The following is a 21,804-nucleotide window of genomic DNA, read 5'->3' on the forward strand; positions in this document are numbered from 1 at the left end:
GTTTCCTAACCTAGGAAAGAGTCACCGTATAGAAGAAGAATGCCCAATACCGCAGTAGCGAGGTAAATAAGGGTGGTCGGTAATCCGATTTTGAAAAAGTCCTTAAAGCGGTAGCCTCCAGGACCGTAGACGATCAAGTTGGTTTGGTAACCAATCGGTGTGAGGAATGCGGCTGAAGCTGCGAAAGCGATACCCATATAGAGTGGCATTCCGTCTGTTCCGAGCTTTGCGCTTAGCGCATAGGCGATAGGGAATACAATGGAAACAGCTCCTACATTACTGACAATCGATGTCAGGAATGTCGTGATCAGCATTAAACCTAACAGGATGGAGATATTGCCGTAAGGCTGAAGCGCACTGATCGTGGCTTGGGCTACGATTTCGCCAAGTCCGGAATTAGTGATGGCCGTACCAATTGCTATAGAGCAGATCAGTATTGCGGCAAGGTCAATGTCAAGGGCGTTTTTCATGTCTTCTATACTGATCATTTTCATAAAGCCCATAGTGGTGAAAATAAACAGTAAGGCTATATGCAGTTTGACAAAACCCAATGCCGCCATTGCGAAGAAGAATGCGCTCACAATCGCAATACCGATCGATTTTGGTTTGCCCAGCCGGTTGATTTCCCTGATTTTTGACAAAGGGTGGATGTCACGATAAAAATCCAGTTTGCTGTAGAAATTTGGCCCTGCATATAATAGTAACAAGTCACCGGCCTGAAGGGGGATATTGCCAATTTTACCGCTCAATTTCTGTCCGTGACGATGAATGGCGATGACGGCAGCGTCATAACGTTCGCGAAAGCTTACTTCCTTAGGGGTTGAGTTTATCAGTCCCGAATTATTGCCGACGACAGCTTCGAGTACTGATATGTGGTCGGTGAAGTTTTGGCTATAGGAAGGAAGCGTTAGGCCGATTTCCTTTTCCAGTAATTCTGTAACCTTAGAGGTTTCGCCCGCAAAGATCAGCCGGTCATGGCTTTTGATTTTCTCCTCGGGCCCGACAGGCGAAATGATCCTATCTTTCCGGATAATTTCCACAAGATACACTCCTTTCAGGTTTCTTAGGGAGGCTTCGCTTACTGTCTTGCCTATAATTTTTGAGTTGGGTTTTAATGCTGTCTCAATAAGATATTCTCGCTTATTTTCATTGAACTGTTCCAATGCGTCTTGATGATCCGGCAAGAGCTTTCCCGCAAAAATGGTTAGGAAAGTAAGCCCTGTGAACAGTACCATCAGTCCGATAATCAACAGATAATATGAATTGATTTCAGGAGCGCCTTGTTCCACCATTAAGCCATTCATAACCATAGTGGTAGATGTGCCGATGATAGTTAGCATACCGCCCATTATTGTGGCGTAGGAAAGTGGAATAAGGAGTTTCGACGGTGAGATATTGTTTCGTCGTCCCCAATCGTAGACATACGGAGTAAGTAGCGCAACTACGGGCGTGTTGTTAATGATGGACGAAAGCAGGGCTACTTTCGACATCATGCGGAACAGAAAGCTGTGGTAGCTTTGGCCACGGTCAAACGCTCTGTTGAATGTCTTTTCAACGTTAAAGTTTTTCTTCAGTCCAAAAGTAATGATGATAAGGAAAAGGACGGAGATTATGGGACCGTTAGATAAGCCAGCAGTTACTTCTCGTTCGTTTATAATGCCTGTGATCATAAATGTTAATACGGCACAAACGAAGCTTAATGAAGGTCTAATGATTTCTTTAAATAGTGAAAAGAATAAAAGACCTAATGTTATAGCAACAATTATAGGCTGGTAGTTCCCGAAAAATTGTGTGATTTCAACCGGAATGGAAGCGCTTGACATAGCGAAACAGGTTTGTATGGCTTAAAATCTGAAAAAAGCACGTGCCTTATGGCCTGTGGCAAGTGGACACAAATCAGAGGGGCTGCTCTGCGCAAAAGTGTGCGCATGAGTCCGAAAAGCGACATCGGTTGCCGTATGTTATGGGAGTGATTGCCATCAAGGGACGAATTTAAGCCCTTTGTTTTGTATTTTGAAATTATCAGGGGAGATTTGGCTTGCTGTTAAACGATTTTACAGGATCAGGACCGAAAAAACAGCCTCTTTTTCGTGATTTGAGCTTTAGGTATGGAAAAATTGAATTTGCCAGAGTTTGACTTCAAGCTCCGCAAAGCGGGAAATAATGTTGAGATCTTTGATGCGCTCCGCAAGAAATTTTTGGTGCTGACACCGGAAGAATGGGTAAGGCAACATTTTGTGCGTACGTTGACCGAACATTGCGGATATCCCAAAGCTTTGATAAAAACGGAAGGGGGGATGAAGGTAAACCGGTTGGCAAAACGAACTGATATCTTGGTGTATTCAAGACAAGGTGAGCCACATTTGTTGGTCGAGTGCAAGGCGCCGCATGTAAAAATCGATGAGAGTGTTTTCGCTCAGGCTTCCCGGTATAACAGCGTCTTGGGAGCGCCGTATGTGGTATTGACGAACGGTCTGCGCCATTTGAGTTTTTCCGTGAGCGAGGAAGGTTATAACCCGATGGAACAAATCCCTTCATTTCCCTGAATAGACCGAAATTCGCATAAAAATGATACCTTGCGACTAGTAATATTATACTGAGTCCGCATATGAATCGTTTTGCCTTTTTCTTCGTTGCCCTTTTTGTTGTTTTTTCCGGTTTTCAGAGTGTGTTCGCCCAAAACCAGCTTGAAATTTATATGGACGGAAGCGTTACCCACAAGGGAAATCAGCTTCTGATACCCATAAAAGTAAAGGGTTTTACTGATGTGAGAACCATGCAGTTTACTCTGGAGTGGGATCCGCAAGGCTTTTCCTATAAGAAGGTCTCGTCATATGGGGTGTCCGGGCTAGGTGAGGGGAATTTCGGGACAAATAGGGTTGACAACGGTGTTTTGACAGTCTCTTGGGACGACCCTTCGGGCGGTTCGGTTAGCTTGGCCGACGGTGAAAAGATTTTTATTCTCCGACTCGAAGTTATCGGTAAGGTTTGGCAAGACTACAAAGTGCAGGTGACCGGATCGCCGACAGCGATAGAATTTACGGATCGGAATGGCGATGAGTTTTCAGTTGTGTCAACTCCTGGTGTTTTTCATATAAATGATCCTGAAGCGGTAAAGCTGAGCGTAAAAGAATCCGTAGGGCTTTGGCGTGAAAGCGTAGAGGTACCGATCACGGCATCTCATTTCCAAGGAGTGAAAGGAATGTCGTTTACTCTTTCTTGGGACAAGTCTTTGGCGGATTTTGTTGATGTTACAGGCATAAACATTCCTGGTGTTGATGTTTCGAATTTTAAAAAGAATTTTCTAGGTCACGGTTTGTTGGGATTTGATTGGGATGGGACGACACCAGTAAGTCTTGACCCAAATGCCGAACTCTTTCGAGTTATCTTAAAATTAAAAGGCGATCCCGGAAGCGAATTTCCGGTAAAATTCACAGATGAGTACATTGGTTACGATTTTTTAGGCGAAGACGATTCCAAGAAGAATTACTATTTGACAGATTCCAAAGTGTCGGTGGCAACCCAAGGCGAGGTCAGGGGGAAAGTGTTGGATTTGGACGGTAAACCCGTTCCAGGCGTATCAGTTGCGAGTGAACTGCCGGAAACGACAGCCTTGACGGATACGGAAGGTTCGTTTAAACTTATTTTGGAGGCTAATCAGGCCCATACGGTACAAGTTACCTCAAAAGTAGAAGAGTTGTCCATTGAGAATATTGATATAGTGGATGTTCTCGCAATTCGAAGGCATGTGGCCGGCGTGGAGTCTATTGATGCTAAAGAGCGGTTTGTGGCGGCGGACGTGAATTCTGACGAACAGGTGTCATTGCTAGACCTTAATTCAATAAAAGAGATCGTTCTTGGCTCAAAAGATCGTTTTGAGGGAGAGCAAGGAGTGTTTAAGACGAAAGAATACGAAGGCGCTCCGAAAGAATGGCCAAGCGAGATAAATCTTACCGCTGATGCGCTTTGGAGCGGTGTCGATTTCTTGAAAATTCCTTTTGGCGATGTTGTTCGCTCCTCTACCGAAAATGAGTCCATCCAGAAATTTTCTTTGAAAGGAACCAGGGATGGGAATAAGGTCGTTTTGGCCTTTCAGGCCGAAGAGTTTGAGTCAGTTGCCGGTTTTCAGACTTGTTTGAAATGGGATGTTGATAAAATAGAATTCAAATCGGCTGAAAAATCAGGGCTTGACCTTTCATTTTTCCAGCTGGCGGATAAGTCAGGGCTTCGGGTGCTTTGGGATTCCCCTTCGGGTAAACCGGAGACTTTGACTGAAGAATCACCAATTGCTAAGCTTGAGTTTGTGTTGAAAGATGAAGATGTAGAAGACGTGTCCGCATTGTTTTCTTGGGGAGACAATGCCTTTCCTTCAAAAGCCGTTACCGCTGGTTTGGAGGTAATGGAAATGGAATTTTTGGAGACGGATGTGGAATTGGTCGTTCACCGCGATTTTCTTTTTCCACCTAGGCCAAACCCAGTTGTCGGGAAAAGTGTTCTTGAGTTTGATCTGGTCAACGGCGGTGATGTTGCGCTGGAATTGGTCAATCTTGAAGGCAAGGTAGTTTGGAGTGGTACGATAAAAGCTGAACCGGGCCGTACAACCCTAGAATGGGAACCTGACTCGGCATTAGTGAGTGGTTGGTATATTCTAAGGCTAATGGCTGACGGCTTTGTGGCTACGGAGCGACTTTTGCTTCAGCGTTGACCGTAAGAAGAATCGAAAGTTTTCTAAAACATAAAAAACTTACAGATATGGCAAAAGGGAAAAGAGACGCTAAAAAGACAGTAAATTATCTGGTTGGCGAACTGATCGGTGAATGTTTGGCTCAGATGGGAGCGTTTTCTGATTTGGAAAAGGAAAATCAGATCAAGGAAGTGATTATTGCGGGAGTGGCTTTGCGCAACGACATGATTGGGAAAATCAACGCATATAAAAAATCCGATAAGGCGAAAACGTATTTCTCGGACTTAAATAAGGAGTTGTTGGAAAGGGTGGACGCTCAGTTTGATAAACTTTTTGAGATCGTAAAAGCGTAGTTTTTTACGTTATAGAAGAAAGGATTGGTGTTTTTTTTAGCCTAATTTCAATCCTGTTTTGGGTATCAGAAAAAAGACGGACTTCAAAGCCCGTCTTTTTTAATTAATGCGATTTCACCTGCCAGAACTAGTCTGGCAGAGAGTCCGTTTTCTTATTTCTTAGACTTTTTAGACTTCTTCGCTTTTTTCCTTTTCTTCTTACACTTCTTGCATTTTTTTCCTTTGCAAAATTCGCAGGCTTTCTTATCGTCACGTTGTCCTTTGATCAAAGTCATTTCTTCGATCAGGTGGCCCGCTCCGGCGTACTTGTCGATGATGAAAAGTGTGTAGCGAATGTCAACGCTGATTGTGCGTTGCAATTCAGGTTCGAAGGCGATGTCGCCACTCATGGCTTCCCAGTTGCCGTCGAACGCTGTGCCGATGATATGGCCTTTGCCGTTGATAACCGGAGATCCTGAGTTACCGCCCGTGATGTCGTTGTTGCTCAAGAAAGCGACCACCAATTCGCCTTTTTCGTCGGCGTATTGGCCGTAATCTTTGGCCTCGTAAAGTTGCTTCAGTTTTGCGGGAACCACAAACTCAGGGTTGGTGGCGTCCTCTTTTTGCATTACACCGTTCAGAGTCGTGTAGTAGTTGTAATGCACGGCGTCGGCTGGGCTGTATGAACCTACTGTACCGTACGTGAAACGCATTGTCGAGTTAGCGTTCGGGTAGTACAGTTTGTCGGGATTCATCTCCCTGAGGCCTTTTACGAACAATCTGTTACTTGTATTAAGTTTGCCGTAAGCTTCACGGTAAGGGCCGACAAAACGCATGTAAACGGCCGTCATGGCCTCTTTGCCTTTTACGACAGGGTCATTCTCGATTACACCGGCTTTTGGTGCGTCAAGGAAAGCGAACAGTTTGTCTTTGTTCGCAAAGATCGTGTTGTCGTAAACGTAATTGGTCAGCTTTTTAAAGTCTTCGTTGGTCTTCTTGCCCTCTTCGCTAAATCCGCCGGCTTTCAAAGCCTCAAACAACGCTGGGCGGTCTTTGGCGTCTATCTTGGTGTAGTAAAGCTTAACCAACGCTTCGTAAACGGCTTTGTCGGCGCGTTCGTCGTAGTTTTTGTAAAACTCTTCGGCCTGGGCTTTAAGCGAAGCGGTGAGTTTCGCGATTTTCTCTTCGTCCGGCTTTTCTTCCGCCAACGTGGCTTGCAGTCGGGCGAATTTGCCACTGAAACCGTTAAGTTCCATCAAGCGACTAACGAAGGCGGCGTAGCGGAAAGGAATTTCCACAGCGTCCAAGCCTTTGTAAGCGGCTTCGTAATCAGGAAGCACATCGCCGTAGATTTTTTCACGGTTAGGATCGGCTTTTACCCAATTGTCGAAGTTTTTCTCGATATCAAGCTTCTGTTGGTAAACGTTAAGGCGTTTGAGTCCTTTTGTCTGGCCAATCAGGTATTTCCAGTAGTTACTGAGGCTGGCGTACTTAGACGCGTACTTGATGCGAACGGCTTGCTCAGCGTTCATAAATTTTTTGAGCGTGCTCAGACGAGTATCCATAATCTTGATCATCGCCTCGTTTGATTTGCTCAAAGCCAAATCAATTCCGAAAGAGGTCAAGTAACGGTCAGTAGAGCCGGGGAAGCCCATAATCATGGCGAAGTCACCTTCGCGAACACCGTCGAGTGATACAGGCAAGTGGTGTTTCGGACGGTAAGGGATGTTCTCTTTGGAGAATTTCGCAGGCTTGCCGTCTGGGGCCATATATACGCGGAACATTGAGAAATCACCCGTATGGCGTGGCCACATCCAGTTATCGGTGTCTCCACCGAATTTTCCGATAGACGAAGGAGGTGCGCCTACCAAACGTACGTCGCGGAAAGTTTCGTAAACGAAAAGGTAGAATTCGTTTCCGTTGAAGAATGGTTTTACGTTAGCGTCGTAATGGGTGCCTTCGGCCGCTTCGTCGGCAAGTTGCTTGCTGATTTTTGCGATAGCCGCGCCACGTTCCTGTGCCGTCATCTTGTCGTTTAGAACGTCAGACACTTTCTTGGTGACATCTTCCATCCGTACCAAGAATCTGGCGTACAAGCCTTCGTTAGGCAATTCGTCGTCTTTGGTTTTAGCCCAAAATCCGTCCTGAAGGTAATCATGGTCTACAGTACTGTGCGACTGGATAGAACCAAAGGCGCAGTGATGGTTTGTAAGCATCAAGCCTTGGTCGGAAATCATTTCGCCGGTACAGAAACCGCCCAAAGAAACGATAGCGTCTTTAAGGCTGGAATGGTTTACGCTGTAAATCTCTTCAGGGGTGAGCTGGAGACCCAGTTTCTGAAGGTCGCGGTTGTACAGTCGCTCGATGTGAAGCGGTAACCACATTCCCTCGTCAGCGAAAGAGCTAAGAGAGGTGGCCATCAGAACGGCCACAATCAATAATCTTTTCAACATGTCAGTTATTCGGTTTGAATCCCATCATTGGGAAGACGGTTACGTGTTTGTGCGGATAGTCTTGGTGATTTCACCCATCAAAACAGAGCCGGCTTCAAAACGTTTTACCGAAATCCTTAATAAAAGGGTAAAGTACATGTAAATTTCAACAAATTCATGTTCATTTCACCGCATTTCCTCCAATAGTTAATAACTGGAGGAAAAACTTTTTAAGCGGTCAAATACGGCTTCGGGCACAGTCCCCTTAGACACAGAGAATTGCGAAAACGTCTTCCTGAGCGTTGAGATCAAGTAAATTTGCGCAAATAGCCCAAACGGAAAACTAATACGTTCTTTTTTGGAGTGGTCGGGCATGATTGAAGTCATGCAATAAGAGGTTTTTTCTTACGTTCTTCGCGCGATGAACAGCCCGATAAAACCGGCCGAATATCCTTGGCCAGACGATCGTCCTTACTATTCTTACACTTCATATCTCCGTGAAAAATACGGTGGCAGAGTCCAGAAAGTGTCCATCCACGCAGGTTTCACGTGTCCAAACCGCGACGGCTCAATTGCCCGTGGCGGATGTACGTTTTGTAACAACGAAAGCTTTACACCTTCCTATTGCCAGCCCGGTGACGGCATTACTGCCCAGCTTGACAAAGGCTTGGCGTTTCTGGAAAAACGCTACAGACGAACCAAGAAATTCGTGGGCTATTTCCAATCATATACGAATACATACGGTAGCCTGGAAACGATCAAAAGCTATTATGACGAGGCTTTGGCGCATCCGAAAATCGACGGGCTGGTTATTTCCACGCGTCCCGACTGTATTAACGAAGAGCAGTTAGACTATTTGGAGGAACTGGCGAAGTCGAAAATTATTATTTTGGAATTCGGGATAGAATCCTGCTTTAACGATACCCTGGACAGAGTGAATAGAGGGCACTCTTTTGAAGATGCCGAAAGAGCTATCAAAATGGCTGCCGGCAGGGGATTTCACGTGGGGGGGCATTTGCTCTTCGGGCTTCCGGGCGATAACCGTGAGCGTTTATTGAGTCAGGCGGATATTATATCCTCATTACCCCTCGATTCCATAAAATTTCACCAGCTTCAGATTGTGAAAGGTACGGTGATGGCGAAGCAATATCGTGTTACGCCCGAAATGTTCGACCTTTTTGATAAAGAAGAGTATGTGGAGTTCGTAATAGACTTTTTGGAAAGATTACGACCTGATATTTGCGTACAACGGTTTATTAGCGAAGCACCGCCCGCAATCAAATTGGCTCCGAACTGGGGGAATGTCCGTACGGATATTATTATTAAAGAAATTGAGCAACGAATGAACGAAAGGGGAGCTTGGCAGGGTCGATTGTACCAATCCTGATTTATTGAGAAAGCAAATTGAGGGAATATGAAAAGCGCAGGGTTCGCTTCTTTACAAACCCGCGCTTTTCATCCACTGGCGCCTTTGACTATTGTCGCCGGCGGATAGGATGATTAATCCGCCACTTTCAAAGAACTTTTTCCTTCGTCCTTCTTTTTTGGCTTGAAACCGTTTCGGTAAAGCTTCTTGCGCTTTTCCCAAACCTTGTAATTGTTTTTCTTTCCTTGCTTGAATTGCAATTTGATCGCCTCAGAGTAAGTCGCCCAATCCAAGTTTGACGAATTGTTGTTCAGCGTGTCTCCGTCAAGATGAACCACAACGGTCCTGTCTCCCGGTAATACGTTGATACAAAACGCTTTGGCTACTTCCTTGTGCGGATAAACCGTAACCCTTTTGCCCAAATCGTTGATCAGGTCTAGGAAATAGAAGTTTTCCTTCGGGTGGATGCGCTGTTTCATTTCCATATTATGCCCTCTGGAACGTCTGCCGAGCTTGTCGCGCCCGGGTTTTTTCCGAATACGGCCTTTGTTGGAAATTTCGTAACGCCCGTAGCCTTCCATTAGCTTGAATACCTCGTCTTCCTGCTTGATCCTGTGGACAGGCAAATCCTCGAAATCAGGCTCAGGCAACTTGTTCAGGGTGATGAACTGGTCTGGTAAATCTTCTACAGACTTCCTGTGGGCGATGGCCTCTTGATGGCTGACGCACTCAAGGTTACGGAAATCGTTGTTGAGCTTGTTGTGGTCCAAGTGAATCACCACTTTGTCAGGATCGAAATCCTTGCAAAAGTACTCAGCGACTATCCGATGCAGATAGCGGTTACGTTTTACCCTTTCTCCTTCTTCGGTGATAATTACGGTCATGTTAAATACCAAGTAACCACCGATTTGCCCCAGCTGTAAGACGTATGGCTCCGTTCCCTGGCGTATCGAACGGATACGTCCCAGATTGGAGACCTCATACCGGGTCCTCATTTTCCCTTTTGTGGAGGGATGCAGTCTGATTCTTTTCCAGACTTCCTTGATTTTTCTCATTTTACACACTCCTTGTGTCAAGATCTAAAAAGTTCCTAAACTTAGGAACATAGGACTAGCCAGTATATCATCTTATCATAGGCATAAATAAAACTGAAACACTGAAAATAGCGCTAGTCTTGATATAAACGGAGTAGGCAATTAGGTTCATTACTTAGGCGAAAGTAGTACTTTTATTTCGTTTCAAAAAAAACTTAGGCCTAAAAACGAGCCTTGCGGCCATATATTTTTTCCTTATCTAGCCAAAGCAAGTATCGCGCCGCAATTGAGAGGCGTAGTTTTGTCGATGGAATAATCGCAAAAAAATAGGCGGGACACGGAAGATCTCGTGTGGTTTTTGGTATATTTTGAATGTATTGGCAACGGGGTAATTTTGCCGATTGCAATGCTATTATAAAATAAACTAGGGAACAAAAGGAAACCGTCGTACCTAAATGCTGAGGGGAGCATAAACTTCTGGACGCATTTTCGTGTCTTTTTTTTAGATTTCCGTTATATACAAAAAGAACCAAGCTGTAACATTCATGAATTTTATACATACCGTTAAGACTAAGCTGTTTCTTGGGGCATTTTTCGCCGTGATTGTTTTGGGTGGATTGTCGTCTTGTGATTCTCCGCCGCAATACAGCGATATTCCGCATATCGGCCTGAATCGTGTTTCTTTTGTTGAGGGTGGCGGAGCGTCAGTGGATAAGCTTGTCGTCGATATATCGTTTCAGGACGGAAACGGGGATCTTGGCTTGGCGGATAGCGATACGCTTGGCCCCTATAAAAGTTATACTCCGAAGTTAGATGAGAATGGGAATGTGATCAAGTACGGTAGCAGGCCTGGACTGCCTCCTTTGGATCTGGATGAGACTACGGCGAGTCTGAGGAATTGGTTTTTGGTTGACGGTGATACCATCCTCCACCATATCAATCCGCATGGGAATAACTTCCATTTAGAGATATATACCAAGGAAAACAATGAGTTTAAGCTTTTCGATTTTGTGAGCCAAGGGAAAAGGCCGATAGCTGGAAGGTTTCCGATTCTTTTTCAAAAAATTGGTGAGCCCTTGGAAGGGGATATTGTTTATACGGAGGAGTCGTCGTCTATTGGGGCGCTGTTTAAAACAAAAATATTGAAGTTTAAGATCTATATTTATGACAGAAGTCTTAATAAAAGTAATGTGTTAGAGACTTCAGAGTTTCAGTTGAGTGATATTACTAAGTAGATAAAGAAGAGCTCTGGTTGTATGTGGGGTAAGGCTCAAAACGTGATTTTAGACTTTTCCATTTAGCGAGGCAAATTAAATTCCAGCCTTGTTGAACGATCTTTTTGCCCGAAGGTAATTCATAAGGTTTGGGCCAATCCAAGAAGCGAATGCCTGAAGTGTTACATTTCTTGAGCGTTTGTCCGTATCGATAACTGTTTAACTTCTTAGAGTCGATAGTTTTTCCGCAATTTCATTTTATTTTTACGGAGACGCATTTTCTGTTTGAATTTATATGAGCAAAATAAAAGTAGGGATTCTTTTCGGAGGCAGGTCTGTGGAGCATGAGATCTCATTGCGCTCAGCAGCTAACGTTTACAAATATATCGATAAAGACCAATTCGAGGTTGTTTTGGTCGGGATTGACAAAAACGGCGCTTGGCACTTGGGCTTGGAGCCCGGAGCCGAATTTCCGGAAAAGGACACGGAATTGGCCTTAAGGCTCGATCCTGAGAAGAAAGTTCTCGTTTCCGGAGGTAAAGAGCACCGTCTCGATCTTGTTTTTCCAGTTCTGCACGGGACTGACGGGGAGGATGGCGCAGTCCAAGGACTGTTGAAGGCAATGGAAATTCCTTGTGTGGGTTCGGGTGTTTTGGGTTCTGCGTTGTGCATGGATAAAATTTTTTCCAAAAAAATGCTTGAAGCCCAAGGGCTTCCGGTAGCGAAGTACCTGGTTGGACAAAGAAATAACAGGGCCGGCCTTTCTTTCGAAACCGTTAAGGAAACTTTGGGAATGCCCGTGATCGTTAAACCGGCCGTTTTGGGGTCGTCGGTTGGGGTTAGCAAAGTGACTGACGCAAGCAGTTGGGAAGCGGCTTTGGACGAGGCTTACGCTTATGACGACAGGGTTCTTGTGGAAGAGTTTATCACGGGCCGTGAACTTGAGTGCGCCGTAATCGGTAATGCCGATCCTGTAGCCTCCGCTCCCGGCGAAGTGATAATTACCGGAGCCCACGACTTTTACTCGTTCGACGCGAAATATGTGGACAAAGCGTCGGAAACGAAAATCCCTGCCGACGTGACGGCTAGCGAGGACGCCCAGATAAGGGAGTGTTCGGTTCAAGCTTATAAAACGTTGGCTTGTGAGGATTTTGCCAGAGTCGATATCTTCCTTTCGGAGCAAGGCAAGGTTTATGTCAACGAAATTAATACGATTCCCGGTTTTACCGATATTAGTATGTTCCCGGCTTTGTGGGCGAATGAGGGGATAGATTACCCGTCGTTGCTTACCAAGTTGATCAATATGGCTTTGGAGCGGTCTGGGGCGGAGAACAAGTCCGGAACCCACTTCGAATCCTCGTTGAATAGGGACAAATGATATAATGCCCGGGCGGAGGCTTCGTTGTATATATCAGTGGCGTTGTGGGAATTCGAATTCTTTGCGACGTAATTGATGCGTAACCGCCCCGGCGATACATACCGGTTCAGAAGAATTACCAGTTTCTATGAAAGAAAAGATAAAAGCTTTGTTGAGGCCTTTGGTTCACCTGACCGTAATGGCCGGTCTCGTTTTGAGCGGGATGCTGTTGTTTTTTTACGTCTATTTGCCCGTAACTACCAAAAAAGGCCAGACCATCACGGTTCCGGATCTTCACGGCGTAAAGGAAGCCCGCTTGGGCGAATTCCTGACTTCCCGAAACCTGCGTTTCGAAATTAGCGCCGACTCGGGTTATTCCGCCGAATTGCCTCCTTTGGCCGTCTTGCAACAACACCCAAAAGCGGGAGCCAAAGTGAAGGAAGGCCGTAAGGTTTACATCACGCTTAACGCCGAAAACCCTCCGCTTACCAAAATGCCTAATCTTGTGGACGGGTCGTTGAAAAGCGCCGAGATTTTGTTGCAGAGCGCAGGTCTTAAGCGCGGGGAGATAACTTATGAACCTGACCGTAACATTAACGCTGTATTGCGACAGGAATATAAGGGCAAGCCGATTAAGGAAGGCGTGAAGATTCCGAAAGGCGAAAAAATTGACCTGATTGTCGGTAATGGAGTGGGGAAAGAAAAATTCACTCTCGACAATCTTTTGGATAAACCCCTTGACGAAGTCCGTCTGCAACTGAGTGGTTCTTCGCTGAAAATCGGATCCATTATTCACGTCGATGGTCCGGATTCCTTGACAAACAAAGTGGCGAGACAATTTCCTGAAGTTGGTGAATCCGTAAGAACCGGCGAGGAAGTTGACCTCTGGGTATATAACTGGGATCAGGTGAAAGACGACAAAGCCAGTGGCAATGACGAACAGCCTTAAGAGTTTGGCCGGAATCGTAGCGGGTTTTGTTCTCCTTTTTGTCGGAGAGGGCGCCGTTGCGCAATTCAGGCAAGTGCCTTTGGGCATTGACAATACTGCCGGGACACAACTGCGGACTTCCGCGGATGTTGTCCCGTTTCCGTTTTGGGACGATTTCACTTCCGGTAAGGGATTGCCCGATGTCGGATTGTGGGAAAGCGGTAACGTGGTGGTTTCTCCCGGAATGGGAGTGCGGCCTCTCAGCCGTAAAGTGGCGGTTCTCGATGCGTTGACAAACACCGGAGCTCCTTATTCTTCGGATATAACCCTGTTCGGTGGATTGGATACTCTGACATCCAAGCCGATTGATCTCGCCTCTGTTCCCGTAGCGGAACGCGACAAAGTCTTCTTTAATTTTTATTGGGAAGCCGGTGGCGAAGGCTCTTATCCTGACACTGACGATTCGTTGTCTTTGGAGTTTCTTAAGCCTGGTGGCGAATGGAGCCGTGTATGGTCCGTAAAAGCGGGAAAGCCCGCCGACGAGCTAGCCTTCTCAGGTGTTTGGCTAAAGCCTGAGGGTGAATATTACCATGACGCTTTCCGTTTTAGGTTTGTCGCCTACGGCAATATGTCCGGAGCGTTTGATACTTGGTTGTTGGATTATGTCCGGTTATCCTATTTCAGGGACGGCCCGCACGGGCCGGCTGGCGAAAGCCCTTCGGGAACGCCGATTTTTGACCGTACGCTAGTTTCCGGCATGGGGCCTCTTTTCGGAGAATATTACGCCGTCCCGATGGAGCACTACCGGGCGTCACCCGCCGGCTACGCCAGTAAACCGACGGCTACGGCCAGAAACCTGAACCACCTAAACGATCAGCCGATGACTTTCAACGTCGAACTTTGGGACGCTCAGCGCCTGGAAGAAGTTTTCGACGTGCTACAGCATAAAGGGAACGCTTACGTAAGCGCCGGAAGTACTAAGCAACTGGAAGCGGAGAACACGCTTGACGCAAGTAAGGTAAGTGCCGTGGATTACGATTCTTTGCATCTGGAAGGTCGTTTTATCCTTTCTACAGGGGATAAAGAAATGGTTAAAAAGATATTCACTTCACCGGCGGATACGCTTTATTTCGATAATGTCAATCTCAGGGTAAACGATACCGTGAAGGTTAACTACGGCCTTTCGGACTATTACGCCTACGACGACGGTTCGGCCGAATACGCGGCGGGAATCAGCCAAGCGGGCGGAGAAGTGGCTACGAAGTTTGTCTTCGGCCAAGCCGACGATATTACCCACGTCCGTATGTATTTCCCGACATTGGGGCGCAGCGTGCCGGGTACGCCTTTCCAGCTTAGGATTTACAGGGAGCTATCGGAAGAAGGGCTTTTGCATTCGCAGGATTTTGTGACAGCGTTGCCTAGCGAGGGAAAAGATTTTATTGATCTTCGTCTTTACAAGCCTGTTAGGGTTGACGGCGAAGTGTATATCGGCTGGTATCAGAAGACGAGTGAGTTTTTGGCCGTAGGCCTGGACAAAAATACGGACAGCGGAAGCAACATCTTCTTTAAAGTGACAAACGAATGGGAGCAGAACGACGAAGTGAAAGGAAGTCTCCTTTTGCGTCCCGTGCTGAAAGATCCCGGAGTGGTGACAGGCGTAGACCCAACAAAGGACCTGTTCAGGCTTTCGCCAAATCCTAACGATGGCACTTTTGAGTTGGATGTGGAAGCTGAAAGAGTCAATGTGTATGACCTTTCCGGCGCAAGCGTTCCGTTCCGTTCCGAATATGTCGGGGATCGGACTCGGGTGTCAGTGGAGTCTGGGCGAGGTGTTTATCTGATTCGGGTGATGGTAAAAGGAGAAAGTTACGTTCGTAGGTTTTTGATAAAATAGAGCCTTCGCTTTATGAAAAAGAAATGTCATTCTAGTCGAAACATGGAGTGATGTTTTCTGAAAAAATCAAGAAAAAGCCTTTCGCATCAGTTGCGAAAGGCTTTTTCTATATGTGCTAAAAACTCTGATTACTTGACGCCAAGTTTTTTCTTAACGTTCTTTGGAAGCGCGTCTTTGTGAAGAAGAACCGAAATGGACTTGAGTCTCATGTAAGAATCAGACATGTAGATGTTTCCTCCGAAGCCTAAACCGTTCGATCCCCAAGAGTTTTTCACCTTGAAGTACTTGTTGCCATATTTGTCTTTACCCGTTCCGGTGATGTGCATCAAGTGATCATCGGTGGTTTGGTAGTTGTCGTAAGCCTCTTGGCGACTTTCCGACGTTACCGAAACCTCACTTACGTTTTCTTTGAAGAAAGCGTCTTTGCCTTTGTATTCGGTAGGGACGATTGCCAATCCGTGCTTTGAAGAGAAGCCTTTTTCCGAAACGTCAGCGTCGAGAGACAGCGTGTAGCCGTTTTTCAATGCGTGATCGATCACTTCCATGTATTCGTCGAGCGGAAGGTTATAAAACATACCGTCCGAGAAGTTGTCAGGAACCTGTAGGATAAACTGGCTGTAGTAAGGCTGGTGGGTAAACGATGTAACGGTGATATAGTCGTCAGGGTTCATGCCCAGCATATCGGCGAAGCTTTTGGGCGTGTACATTTTCCCTTCGTATTCGAAGGTCTCGGGAGCTGATCCCATGTACACGTCAAGCACTGCGTTATAAGCTTCCTTCCATTTCTTCGAGAGAGTTCTGCCTTTGTTCTCAACCACACCTTGGAGTATCTTCTTCAAGATGTTCGACATCTCGGCGTGATTGTAACGGTTGTCGAATTTCAACCCGGTGTACACGCTTTCCGGCACCATGCCGTATTCCCTTACGGAATTGATCACGTCGTGCGCCAGGCTTCCCTCGCCGAATTGCGCTTTACCGTGGTTGCGGACGTATACCTCTGCTTTTTTCGGGTAAACGTTGCGCACGTTGTACATTTCCGAAATATTGTGCGCCCCTTTTCCCATACGGATGAGTTCGCTTTCGATAAACGAAGTGGTAGCGAAGCTCCAGCAAGTGCCCGTACGGTCTTGGCTCTTGACCTCGGTGGCGTCTATATCGATGACGGGTTTGATACTTCTCGGGTTTTTGTCGTTCTGCGCCTTTCCTTCGAAAGCCGCCAGCGTCATAATGCCCAGAAATGCGGTTTTGAAAAATTTATTCATGTTAACGCGGTAAAGGGTAAGCCGGCGTGCCTGTGTGAAAGGTCCCCTTCCGAAATATGGGAAGACGTATGCCGGAGTGTTTTAAAACGTAATGAATATAAAGAAATTATCGCTTTGAGGAAAACAAATGGCCCTCTTGGGATAATACAGCGGACGAAAAGGTTAAGAAAACACCGGGCTTTGGAGGCGGGATCTTATTTTGGGAATGGAATTGATTCCTTTTTTTATTGTTGATGCCCTTTGTGTTTTTGTCCCTGGATAAGGGACAAGCAGTGCGGGACCCTTTGGCGAATAGAATCGAGAACCTGTAGCGTTTGCTGAAATAATTCGAGAAAGAAAAAGAGAGGAGCCGTCTGTGGACTTATAACGACGTGGTGTCAAATACAAAAGCCCATGGGCTCTTAGTCAAAAGGCCATGGGCTTTTACCCAATAGGCCATGGCCTTTTGAAAGTAAGGACGTCTCGTAATTGAAAACAGGACGGGAGGTATATGCGAAAAGCGCTGACGCAATAAGAATAACGATAAGTTCCGGAAAGCAAAAAGGCCAACGGGTTTCATTTTTTGAATCGAAGAAAGAAAATAGCCAATGGGCTATAAGGCCAAAAGCTCTTCCACCTCCGATAGTACGGAATTCTTCCGATACGTGGGGAGATTCAGCGTGTCCAGTGTTTCGGGGTCGGTATAAACCTGCCGGCACAGTACGATTTCGCTTTTTTGCAACAAGTGGGTTTTCTCCTGTTTGGTAAGGGTGGTAAGGCAAGTCAGCGGATAAAGCCCCGACAGATCTATTCGTTCCCTTAAGTTGCCGATTTGCGGATAGTCCCAAGCCAGAAGGCGCATGCCCTCGCATTTGGCGTATTTGATGGCGTCTTCGGTGAAACGGGTGTTTGTGGCTATCCAGGCTTTATGTTCCTTGTTTTTCCAATCCTCCCGCTTCAGCCATTCGTGGCGTACGTCACGGAATCTGGAATGGACATAAAGCGGTACTTTTACGTCAGTCTTGTAACCTTGGCGGTTCCGGTACTTACACTCGACCATGATCACTTCTTTGTCGTTTTCCGCAAGTACGTCTATTTCGTGTCGGACACACTTGCCCGGCATCATTGGATTCATTTGGATATTGTACCCTTGAAAGCTAAGTATTTCCCCTATATATCGTTCGAACGGAAAACCCGAGGGCCCCAATTGCATAATGGCCCGTTTGAGTTTGTATTTGGCCGCGATGGGGCGGGAATAGCGTTTGAGCTCGCGGTAGGCTTCTTTATATATTTTTGCGGTGGAGCCCAGTTGAGGCAATTCCTCGACAATGTTTTTTATGATATTGGCCACCATACTTTCGTTGGCGCCAGCCCGCAGAAGTGAATGCTCGAGCTTCTCCGTAGAAAATTCAACGGTTTCTCCGTTGGATTTGAGGATAGGGATTTGGCTCATATTGATGAGGTTAGACGAAAAAGGATGTAAGTGTAAGGAAAAAAAAACGCTCCCGGAAGCCGGGAGCGTTGTTTATATAATTCGAAAGGATTAGTCATTCGAGCAGAAAGCCGCGCTCAAGTACTCGCGGTTCATGCGGGCGATATTCGCAAGGCTGATGCCTTTTGGGCATTCCGCTTCGCAAGCGCCGGTGTTGGTGCATGCTCCGAAGCCTTCGTCTTCCATCTGGCCAACCATGGCCTTCACACGGCGAGAAGCCTCAACTTTACCTTGTGGCAAAACAGCCATTTGAGATACTTTCGCAGAAACGAAAAGCATAGCGGAAGCATTCTTACAAGCGGCAACACAAGCTCCGCAACCGATACAGGCGGCGGCGTCCATTGCCAAGTCAGCGGCCTCTTTCGGAATAGGAATAGCGTTGGCATCAGGAATACCACCTGTGTTTACGCTAACGTATCCGCCCGCTTGGATGATGCGGTCGAAAGAGCTACGGTCTACCATCAAGTCTTTGATTACCGGGAAAGCCGAAGCTCTCCATGGCTCGATAGTGATGGTGTCGCCGTCTTTGAAGCTACGCATGTGGAGCTGGCAAACGGTAATCTCTTCTTCCGGTCCGTGCGGACGGCCGTTGATAAAGAGCGAGCAGGTACCGCAGATACCTTCGCGACAGTCGTTGTCGAAGTGAACGGGATCTTCGCCTTTGGCGGAAAGTTCGTCGTTCAAGATGTCAAGCATTTCGAGGAAAGAAGATCCGTCAGAGATGCCTTTGACTTTATATTCTTTGAAACCGCCTTGGCTGTTTCTGTCTTTTTGACGCCAGATTCTGAGCGTAAAGTCCATTGCAGTAAGATTTAGTCGTTTATAAATGGGAGCGGACGCGTGCGCCCGCCCGGCTCAGTCAATTATTTGTAGCTACGCTGTGTAAGCTTCACGTTTTCGAAGATCAATTCCTCTTTGTGGAGTACAGGATCTTGTCCTTCCTGATATTCCCAAGCCGATACGAATGTGAAGTTCTCGTCGTCACGTTTCGCTTCATTCTCTTCGGTTTGGTGCTCTTCGCGGAAGTGACCGCCACATGATTCTTCACGAACCAATGCGTCGCGAACCATCAGCTCGCCGAGTTCCATGAAGTCGGCTACGCGCAGGGCGTTCTCCAAAGTCATGTTCAACTCTTCGTTAACGCCGAGTACTTTCACGTCTTTCCAGAATTCCGCACGGAGCTCCTTGATCTCTTCAATAGCACTTGTGAGGCCTTCTTTGTTACGGGCCATACCGCATTTCTCCCACATAATCTTGCCGAGGCGCTTGTGGAATTCGTTTACAGTAGTGTTTCCGTTGATAGAAAGAAGTTTCTCGATGCGTCCTTTAACGTCAGCTTCGGCTTTCTGGAATTCCGGATGGTCAACGTCGATTTTCTTGTAAGGCTGTCCTGCCAAGTAGTCGCCGACTGTGTAAGGAATTACGAAATAACCGTCGGCCAGACCCTGCATCAAAGCCGAAGCTCCGAGGCGGTTAGCGCCGTGGTCAGAGAAGTTACACTCTCCGATGGCGTAGAGGCCAGGTACGTTAGTCATCAAGTTGTAATCAACCCAAAGTCCGCCCATAGTGTAGTGAACGGCCGGGTAGATCATCATCGGCGTCTTGTATGGGTTGTCGGCCGTGATTTTTTCGTACATCTGGAAGAGGTTTCCGTATTTGGCGCGGATCACGTCTTCTCCGTTGCGGTTGATGGCGTCGGCGAAATCGAGGAATACGGCCAGTCCGGTACCTACGCCGCGACCTTCGTCACATACCTTCTTGGCGTTACGAGAGGCAACGTCACGAGGTACGAGGTTACCGAATGACGGGTAGATTCTCTCCAAGTAGTAATCGCGATCCTCTTCCTTAACGTCAGAAGGCCTTACTTCGCCCTTGCGGACTTTCTCAGCCATCTCAACTGTCTTAGGAACCCAAACGCGACCGTCGTTACGCAACGACTCAGACATCAGCGTAAGCTTAGACTGCTGGTCGCCGTGTACAGGGATACAAGTCGGGTGGATCTGCGTATAGCAAGGGTTGGCGAACAGTGCGCCTTTCTTGTGAGCTCTCCAAAGAGCCGATCCGTTACAGCCCATGGCGTTGGTCGAGAGGAAGAATACGTTTCCGTATCCGCCAGTGGCCAATACCGTGGCGTGGGCGCTGTGCGACTCCACTTTGCCGTTAACCATGTTACGCGAGATAATACCGCGGGCAACACCGTCAACTTTAACCAACTCTACCATTTCGGTACGTGGGAAGAGCTGTACTTTACCTTTCTGCACTTGGCGAGAGAGGGCGCTGTAAGCTCCGAGCAACAACTGCTGACCCGTTTGGCCACGGGCGTAGAACGTACGGGATACCTGAGCTCCACCGAACGAACGGTTATCGAGCAATCCGCCGTAATCGCGGGCGAAAGGAACGCCTTGGGCTACGCACTGGTCGATGATGCTGTTAGAAACCTCGGCCAGACGGTAAACGTTGGCTTCGCGGGCGCGGTAGTCACCGCCTTTGATTGTATCGTAGAACAGACGGAAGATTGAGTCGCCGTCGTTAGGATAATTCTTGGCTGCGTTGATACCGCCCTGCGCCGCGATTGAGTGCGCGCGACGGGCGGAATCTTGGTAAAAGAACGCTTTTACGTTGTATCCCAGCTCGCCGAAAGAGGCGGCCGCCGATGCTCCGGCCAAACCGGTACCCACAACGATGATGTCGTATTTACGCTTGTTGGCGGGGTTTACCAGTTTGAGATTGAATTTATGCTTGCTCCACTTTCCGGCTAATGGGCCTTCAGGAATTTTCGCGTCTAATTTCATTTCGTATCGGTTTGAATACGGATTACAGGTTCTGTACAAAAATGATGATCGGCAAGATTGCGAAGCCGAAAGCCATTACGATCGAGTAAACTTTACCGATGGTTTTGATGGCCGGGGTATACTTTGAGTGGTTGATGCCCAAAGACTGGAACGCGCTCTGGAAGCCGTGGTTGAGGTGATAGCCAAGAGCTATCATCGAAACAACATAAATGGCTACGATCCACCATTCCTTGAAGGCCTCGATCACCATAGTGTAAAGGTCCTTGTATTCCACGCCTTCGTAGCTGACCATAGGGGTCACGCCAAACTTCATGTGGTACCAGAAGTTCTGCAAGTGGATGACAACGAAAATCAGGATTATCGATCCCAAAATTCCCATGTTACGGGAATTCCAAGGGCTGTTGGCTCCCGCATCGGACACTTTATAAGCTACCGGTCCTCTGGCTTTCTTGTTTTGCGAGGTCAAGAAAATTGACACAATCACGTGAAGAAGAATACTGCCGTAAAGAAGGAAAGAAGTAGTCTTGATCAACGGGTTCGACGTCATGAACTTTGTATACGTGTTGAACGCCATACCGCCGTCGTTTTTCAGCAATTGGAGGTTGCCCACCAAGTGAACCACGAGGAACGTGATCAGGAAGAGGCCCGTGAGGGACATCCAGATCTTCCGTCCGATCGTCACCGAGAATTTTTGTTTAACCCTACTCATGTTACGAATTTGTAATGATTAAATGCGTTTAATCCAAATGTTAACCCAAATCTAAAGCTAGGAGCGAAGGGAAACAATGAGAGGCATCATACAAAACGCAATTTTGAATCTTTCTAAATTAATTTGCATTAAAGCAAAATGTCCGCTATTGATGCCTTGTCGTTAATCTGTTTTTTTCGCTTCGGTTCAGTGTAGTTTGGTTGTGGATATAGTGTTTTTTTTAGCTGGCTGTTTTTTGCGCATTCTGGATTAGGGCATAGAATATCATTCCGGAATGTGTGGCGAAGAAAAAGTTTTCTCTTAAAACATGTTCGTTTTTATGAAATTTT

At 46.8% G+C, this 21,804-nt stretch carries 16 protein-coding genes; 8 read left to right on the plus strand and 8 right to left on the minus strand.

The annotated features are described in order from the left end of the window. Positions 1 to 5: 5 nt before the first annotated feature. Positions 6 to 1,823 (minus strand): SLC13 family permease, encoded by a 1,818-nt coding sequence (locus AABK39_RS06370; RefSeq protein ID WP_338394083.1) that lies wholly within the window; start codon positions 1,821 to 1,823, stop codon positions 6 to 8. A 285-nt stretch (positions 1,824 to 2,108) separates the two neighbouring features. Here AABK39_RS06370 and AABK39_RS06375 point away from each other — a divergent pair, with 285 nt between their 5' ends. The 3 genes from AABK39_RS06375 (at position 2,109) to AABK39_RS06385 (ending at position 5,037) form a co-directional block, all read left to right on the plus strand. Then, positions 2,109 to 2,546, plus strand: a complete 438-nt coding sequence (locus AABK39_RS06375; protein WP_338394084.1) for a type I restriction enzyme HsdR N-terminal domain-containing protein — start codon at positions 2,109 to 2,111, stop codon at positions 2,544 to 2,546. Positions 2,547 to 2,608: 62 nt separating this feature from the next. Continuing rightward, on the plus strand, positions 2,609 to 4,705 hold the full coding sequence (locus AABK39_RS06380; RefSeq protein ID WP_338394085.1) for a T9SS type A sorting domain-containing protein: 2,097 nt from the start codon (positions 2,609 to 2,611) through the stop codon (positions 4,703 to 4,705). Between the two features lie 47 nt (positions 4,706 to 4,752). Next, a complete protein-coding gene (locus AABK39_RS06385) occupies positions 4,753 to 5,037 on the plus strand; it encodes a hypothetical protein (RefSeq protein ID WP_338394086.1) in 285 nt (94 codons plus the stop codon). Positions 5,038 to 5,189: 152 nt separating this feature from the next. On the opposite strand, the gene AABK39_RS06390 is transcribed toward AABK39_RS06385, so the two are convergent. Further along, complete coding sequence (locus AABK39_RS06390) at positions 5,190 to 7,469, minus strand: S46 family peptidase (RefSeq protein WP_338394087.1); 2,280 nt, start codon at positions 7,467 to 7,469, stop codon at positions 5,190 to 5,192. 400 nt (positions 7,470 to 7,869) lie between these two features. Between AABK39_RS06390 and AABK39_RS06395 the strand changes: the two genes are divergently transcribed. Then, entirely contained in the window at positions 7,870 to 8,835 is a 966-nt protein-coding gene (locus AABK39_RS06395; protein WP_338394088.1) for a TIGR01212 family radical SAM protein, read from the plus strand. A gap of 113 nt (positions 8,836 to 8,948) precedes the next feature. Here AABK39_RS06395 and AABK39_RS06400 read toward each other — a convergent pair whose 3' ends face one another. Then, positions 8,949 to 9,869: an HNH endonuclease signature motif containing protein gene (locus AABK39_RS06400; RefSeq protein WP_338394089.1), complete on the minus strand. Its 921-nt coding sequence runs from the start codon at positions 9,867 to 9,869 to the stop codon at positions 8,949 to 8,951. 524 nt (positions 9,870 to 10,393) lie between these two features. Between AABK39_RS06400 and AABK39_RS06405 the strand changes: the two genes are divergently transcribed. From AABK39_RS06405 to AABK39_RS06420, 4 genes are all read left to right on the plus strand, one after another. Further along, positions 10,394 to 11,083 carry a hypothetical protein gene (locus AABK39_RS06405; RefSeq protein WP_338394090.1) on the plus strand — a complete coding sequence of 230 codons (690 nt, stop codon included), beginning with the start codon at positions 10,394 to 10,396 and terminating at the stop codon, positions 11,081 to 11,083. A 274-nt stretch (positions 11,084 to 11,357) separates the two neighbouring features. Next, positions 11,358 to 12,440, plus strand: coding sequence for a D-alanine--D-alanine ligase family protein (locus AABK39_RS06410; RefSeq protein WP_338394091.1), 1,083 nt, complete (start codon positions 11,358 to 11,360; stop codon positions 12,438 to 12,440). 127 nt (positions 12,441 to 12,567) lie between these two features. Further along, positions 12,568 to 13,368, plus strand: coding sequence for a PASTA domain-containing protein (locus AABK39_RS06415; RefSeq protein ID WP_338394092.1), 801 nt, complete (start codon positions 12,568 to 12,570; stop codon positions 13,366 to 13,368). Continuing rightward, on the plus strand, positions 13,352 to 15,241 hold the full coding sequence (locus AABK39_RS06420; protein ID WP_338394093.1) for a T9SS type A sorting domain-containing protein: 1,890 nt from the start codon (positions 13,352 to 13,354) through the stop codon (positions 15,239 to 15,241). Before AABK39_RS06415 ends, AABK39_RS06420 begins: the two co-directional genes overlap by 17 nt. Before the next feature lie 128 nt (positions 15,242 to 15,369). Here the strand turns inward: AABK39_RS06420 and AABK39_RS06425 are convergent, their stop codons facing one another. The 5 genes from AABK39_RS06425 to AABK39_RS06445 form a co-directional block, all read right to left on the minus strand. After that, entirely contained in the window at positions 15,370 to 16,503 is a 1,134-nt protein-coding gene (locus AABK39_RS06425; protein WP_338394094.1) for a C1 family peptidase, read from the minus strand. A 592-nt stretch (positions 16,504 to 17,095) separates the two neighbouring features. Then, the gene (locus AABK39_RS06430; protein WP_338394095.1) at positions 17,096 to 17,935 is read right to left on the minus strand and encodes a restriction endonuclease; all 840 of its coding nucleotides are present in this window, start codon (positions 17,933 to 17,935) and stop codon (positions 17,096 to 17,098) included. Between the two features lie 90 nt (positions 17,936 to 18,025). Then, positions 18,026 to 18,775: a succinate dehydrogenase/fumarate reductase iron-sulfur subunit gene (locus AABK39_RS06435; protein WP_338394096.1), complete on the minus strand. Its 750-nt coding sequence runs from the start codon at positions 18,773 to 18,775 to the stop codon at positions 18,026 to 18,028. 62 nt (positions 18,776 to 18,837) lie between these two features. Further along, a complete protein-coding gene (locus AABK39_RS06440) occupies positions 18,838 to 20,766 on the minus strand; it encodes a fumarate reductase/succinate dehydrogenase flavoprotein subunit (RefSeq protein ID WP_338394097.1) in 1,929 nt (642 codons plus the stop codon). 22 nt (positions 20,767 to 20,788) lie between these two features. Next, positions 20,789 to 21,475, minus strand: a complete 687-nt coding sequence (locus AABK39_RS06445) for a succinate dehydrogenase cytochrome b subunit (protein WP_338394098.1) — start codon at positions 21,473 to 21,475, stop codon at positions 20,789 to 20,791. Between the last annotated feature and the right edge of the window lie 329 nt (positions 21,476 to 21,804).

Origin of the sequence: Fulvitalea axinellae (genome assembly GCF_036492835.1) — a bacterium.
Taxonomy (GTDB): domain Bacteria; phylum Bacteroidota; class Bacteroidia; order Cytophagales; family Cyclobacteriaceae; genus Fulvitalea; species Fulvitalea axinellae.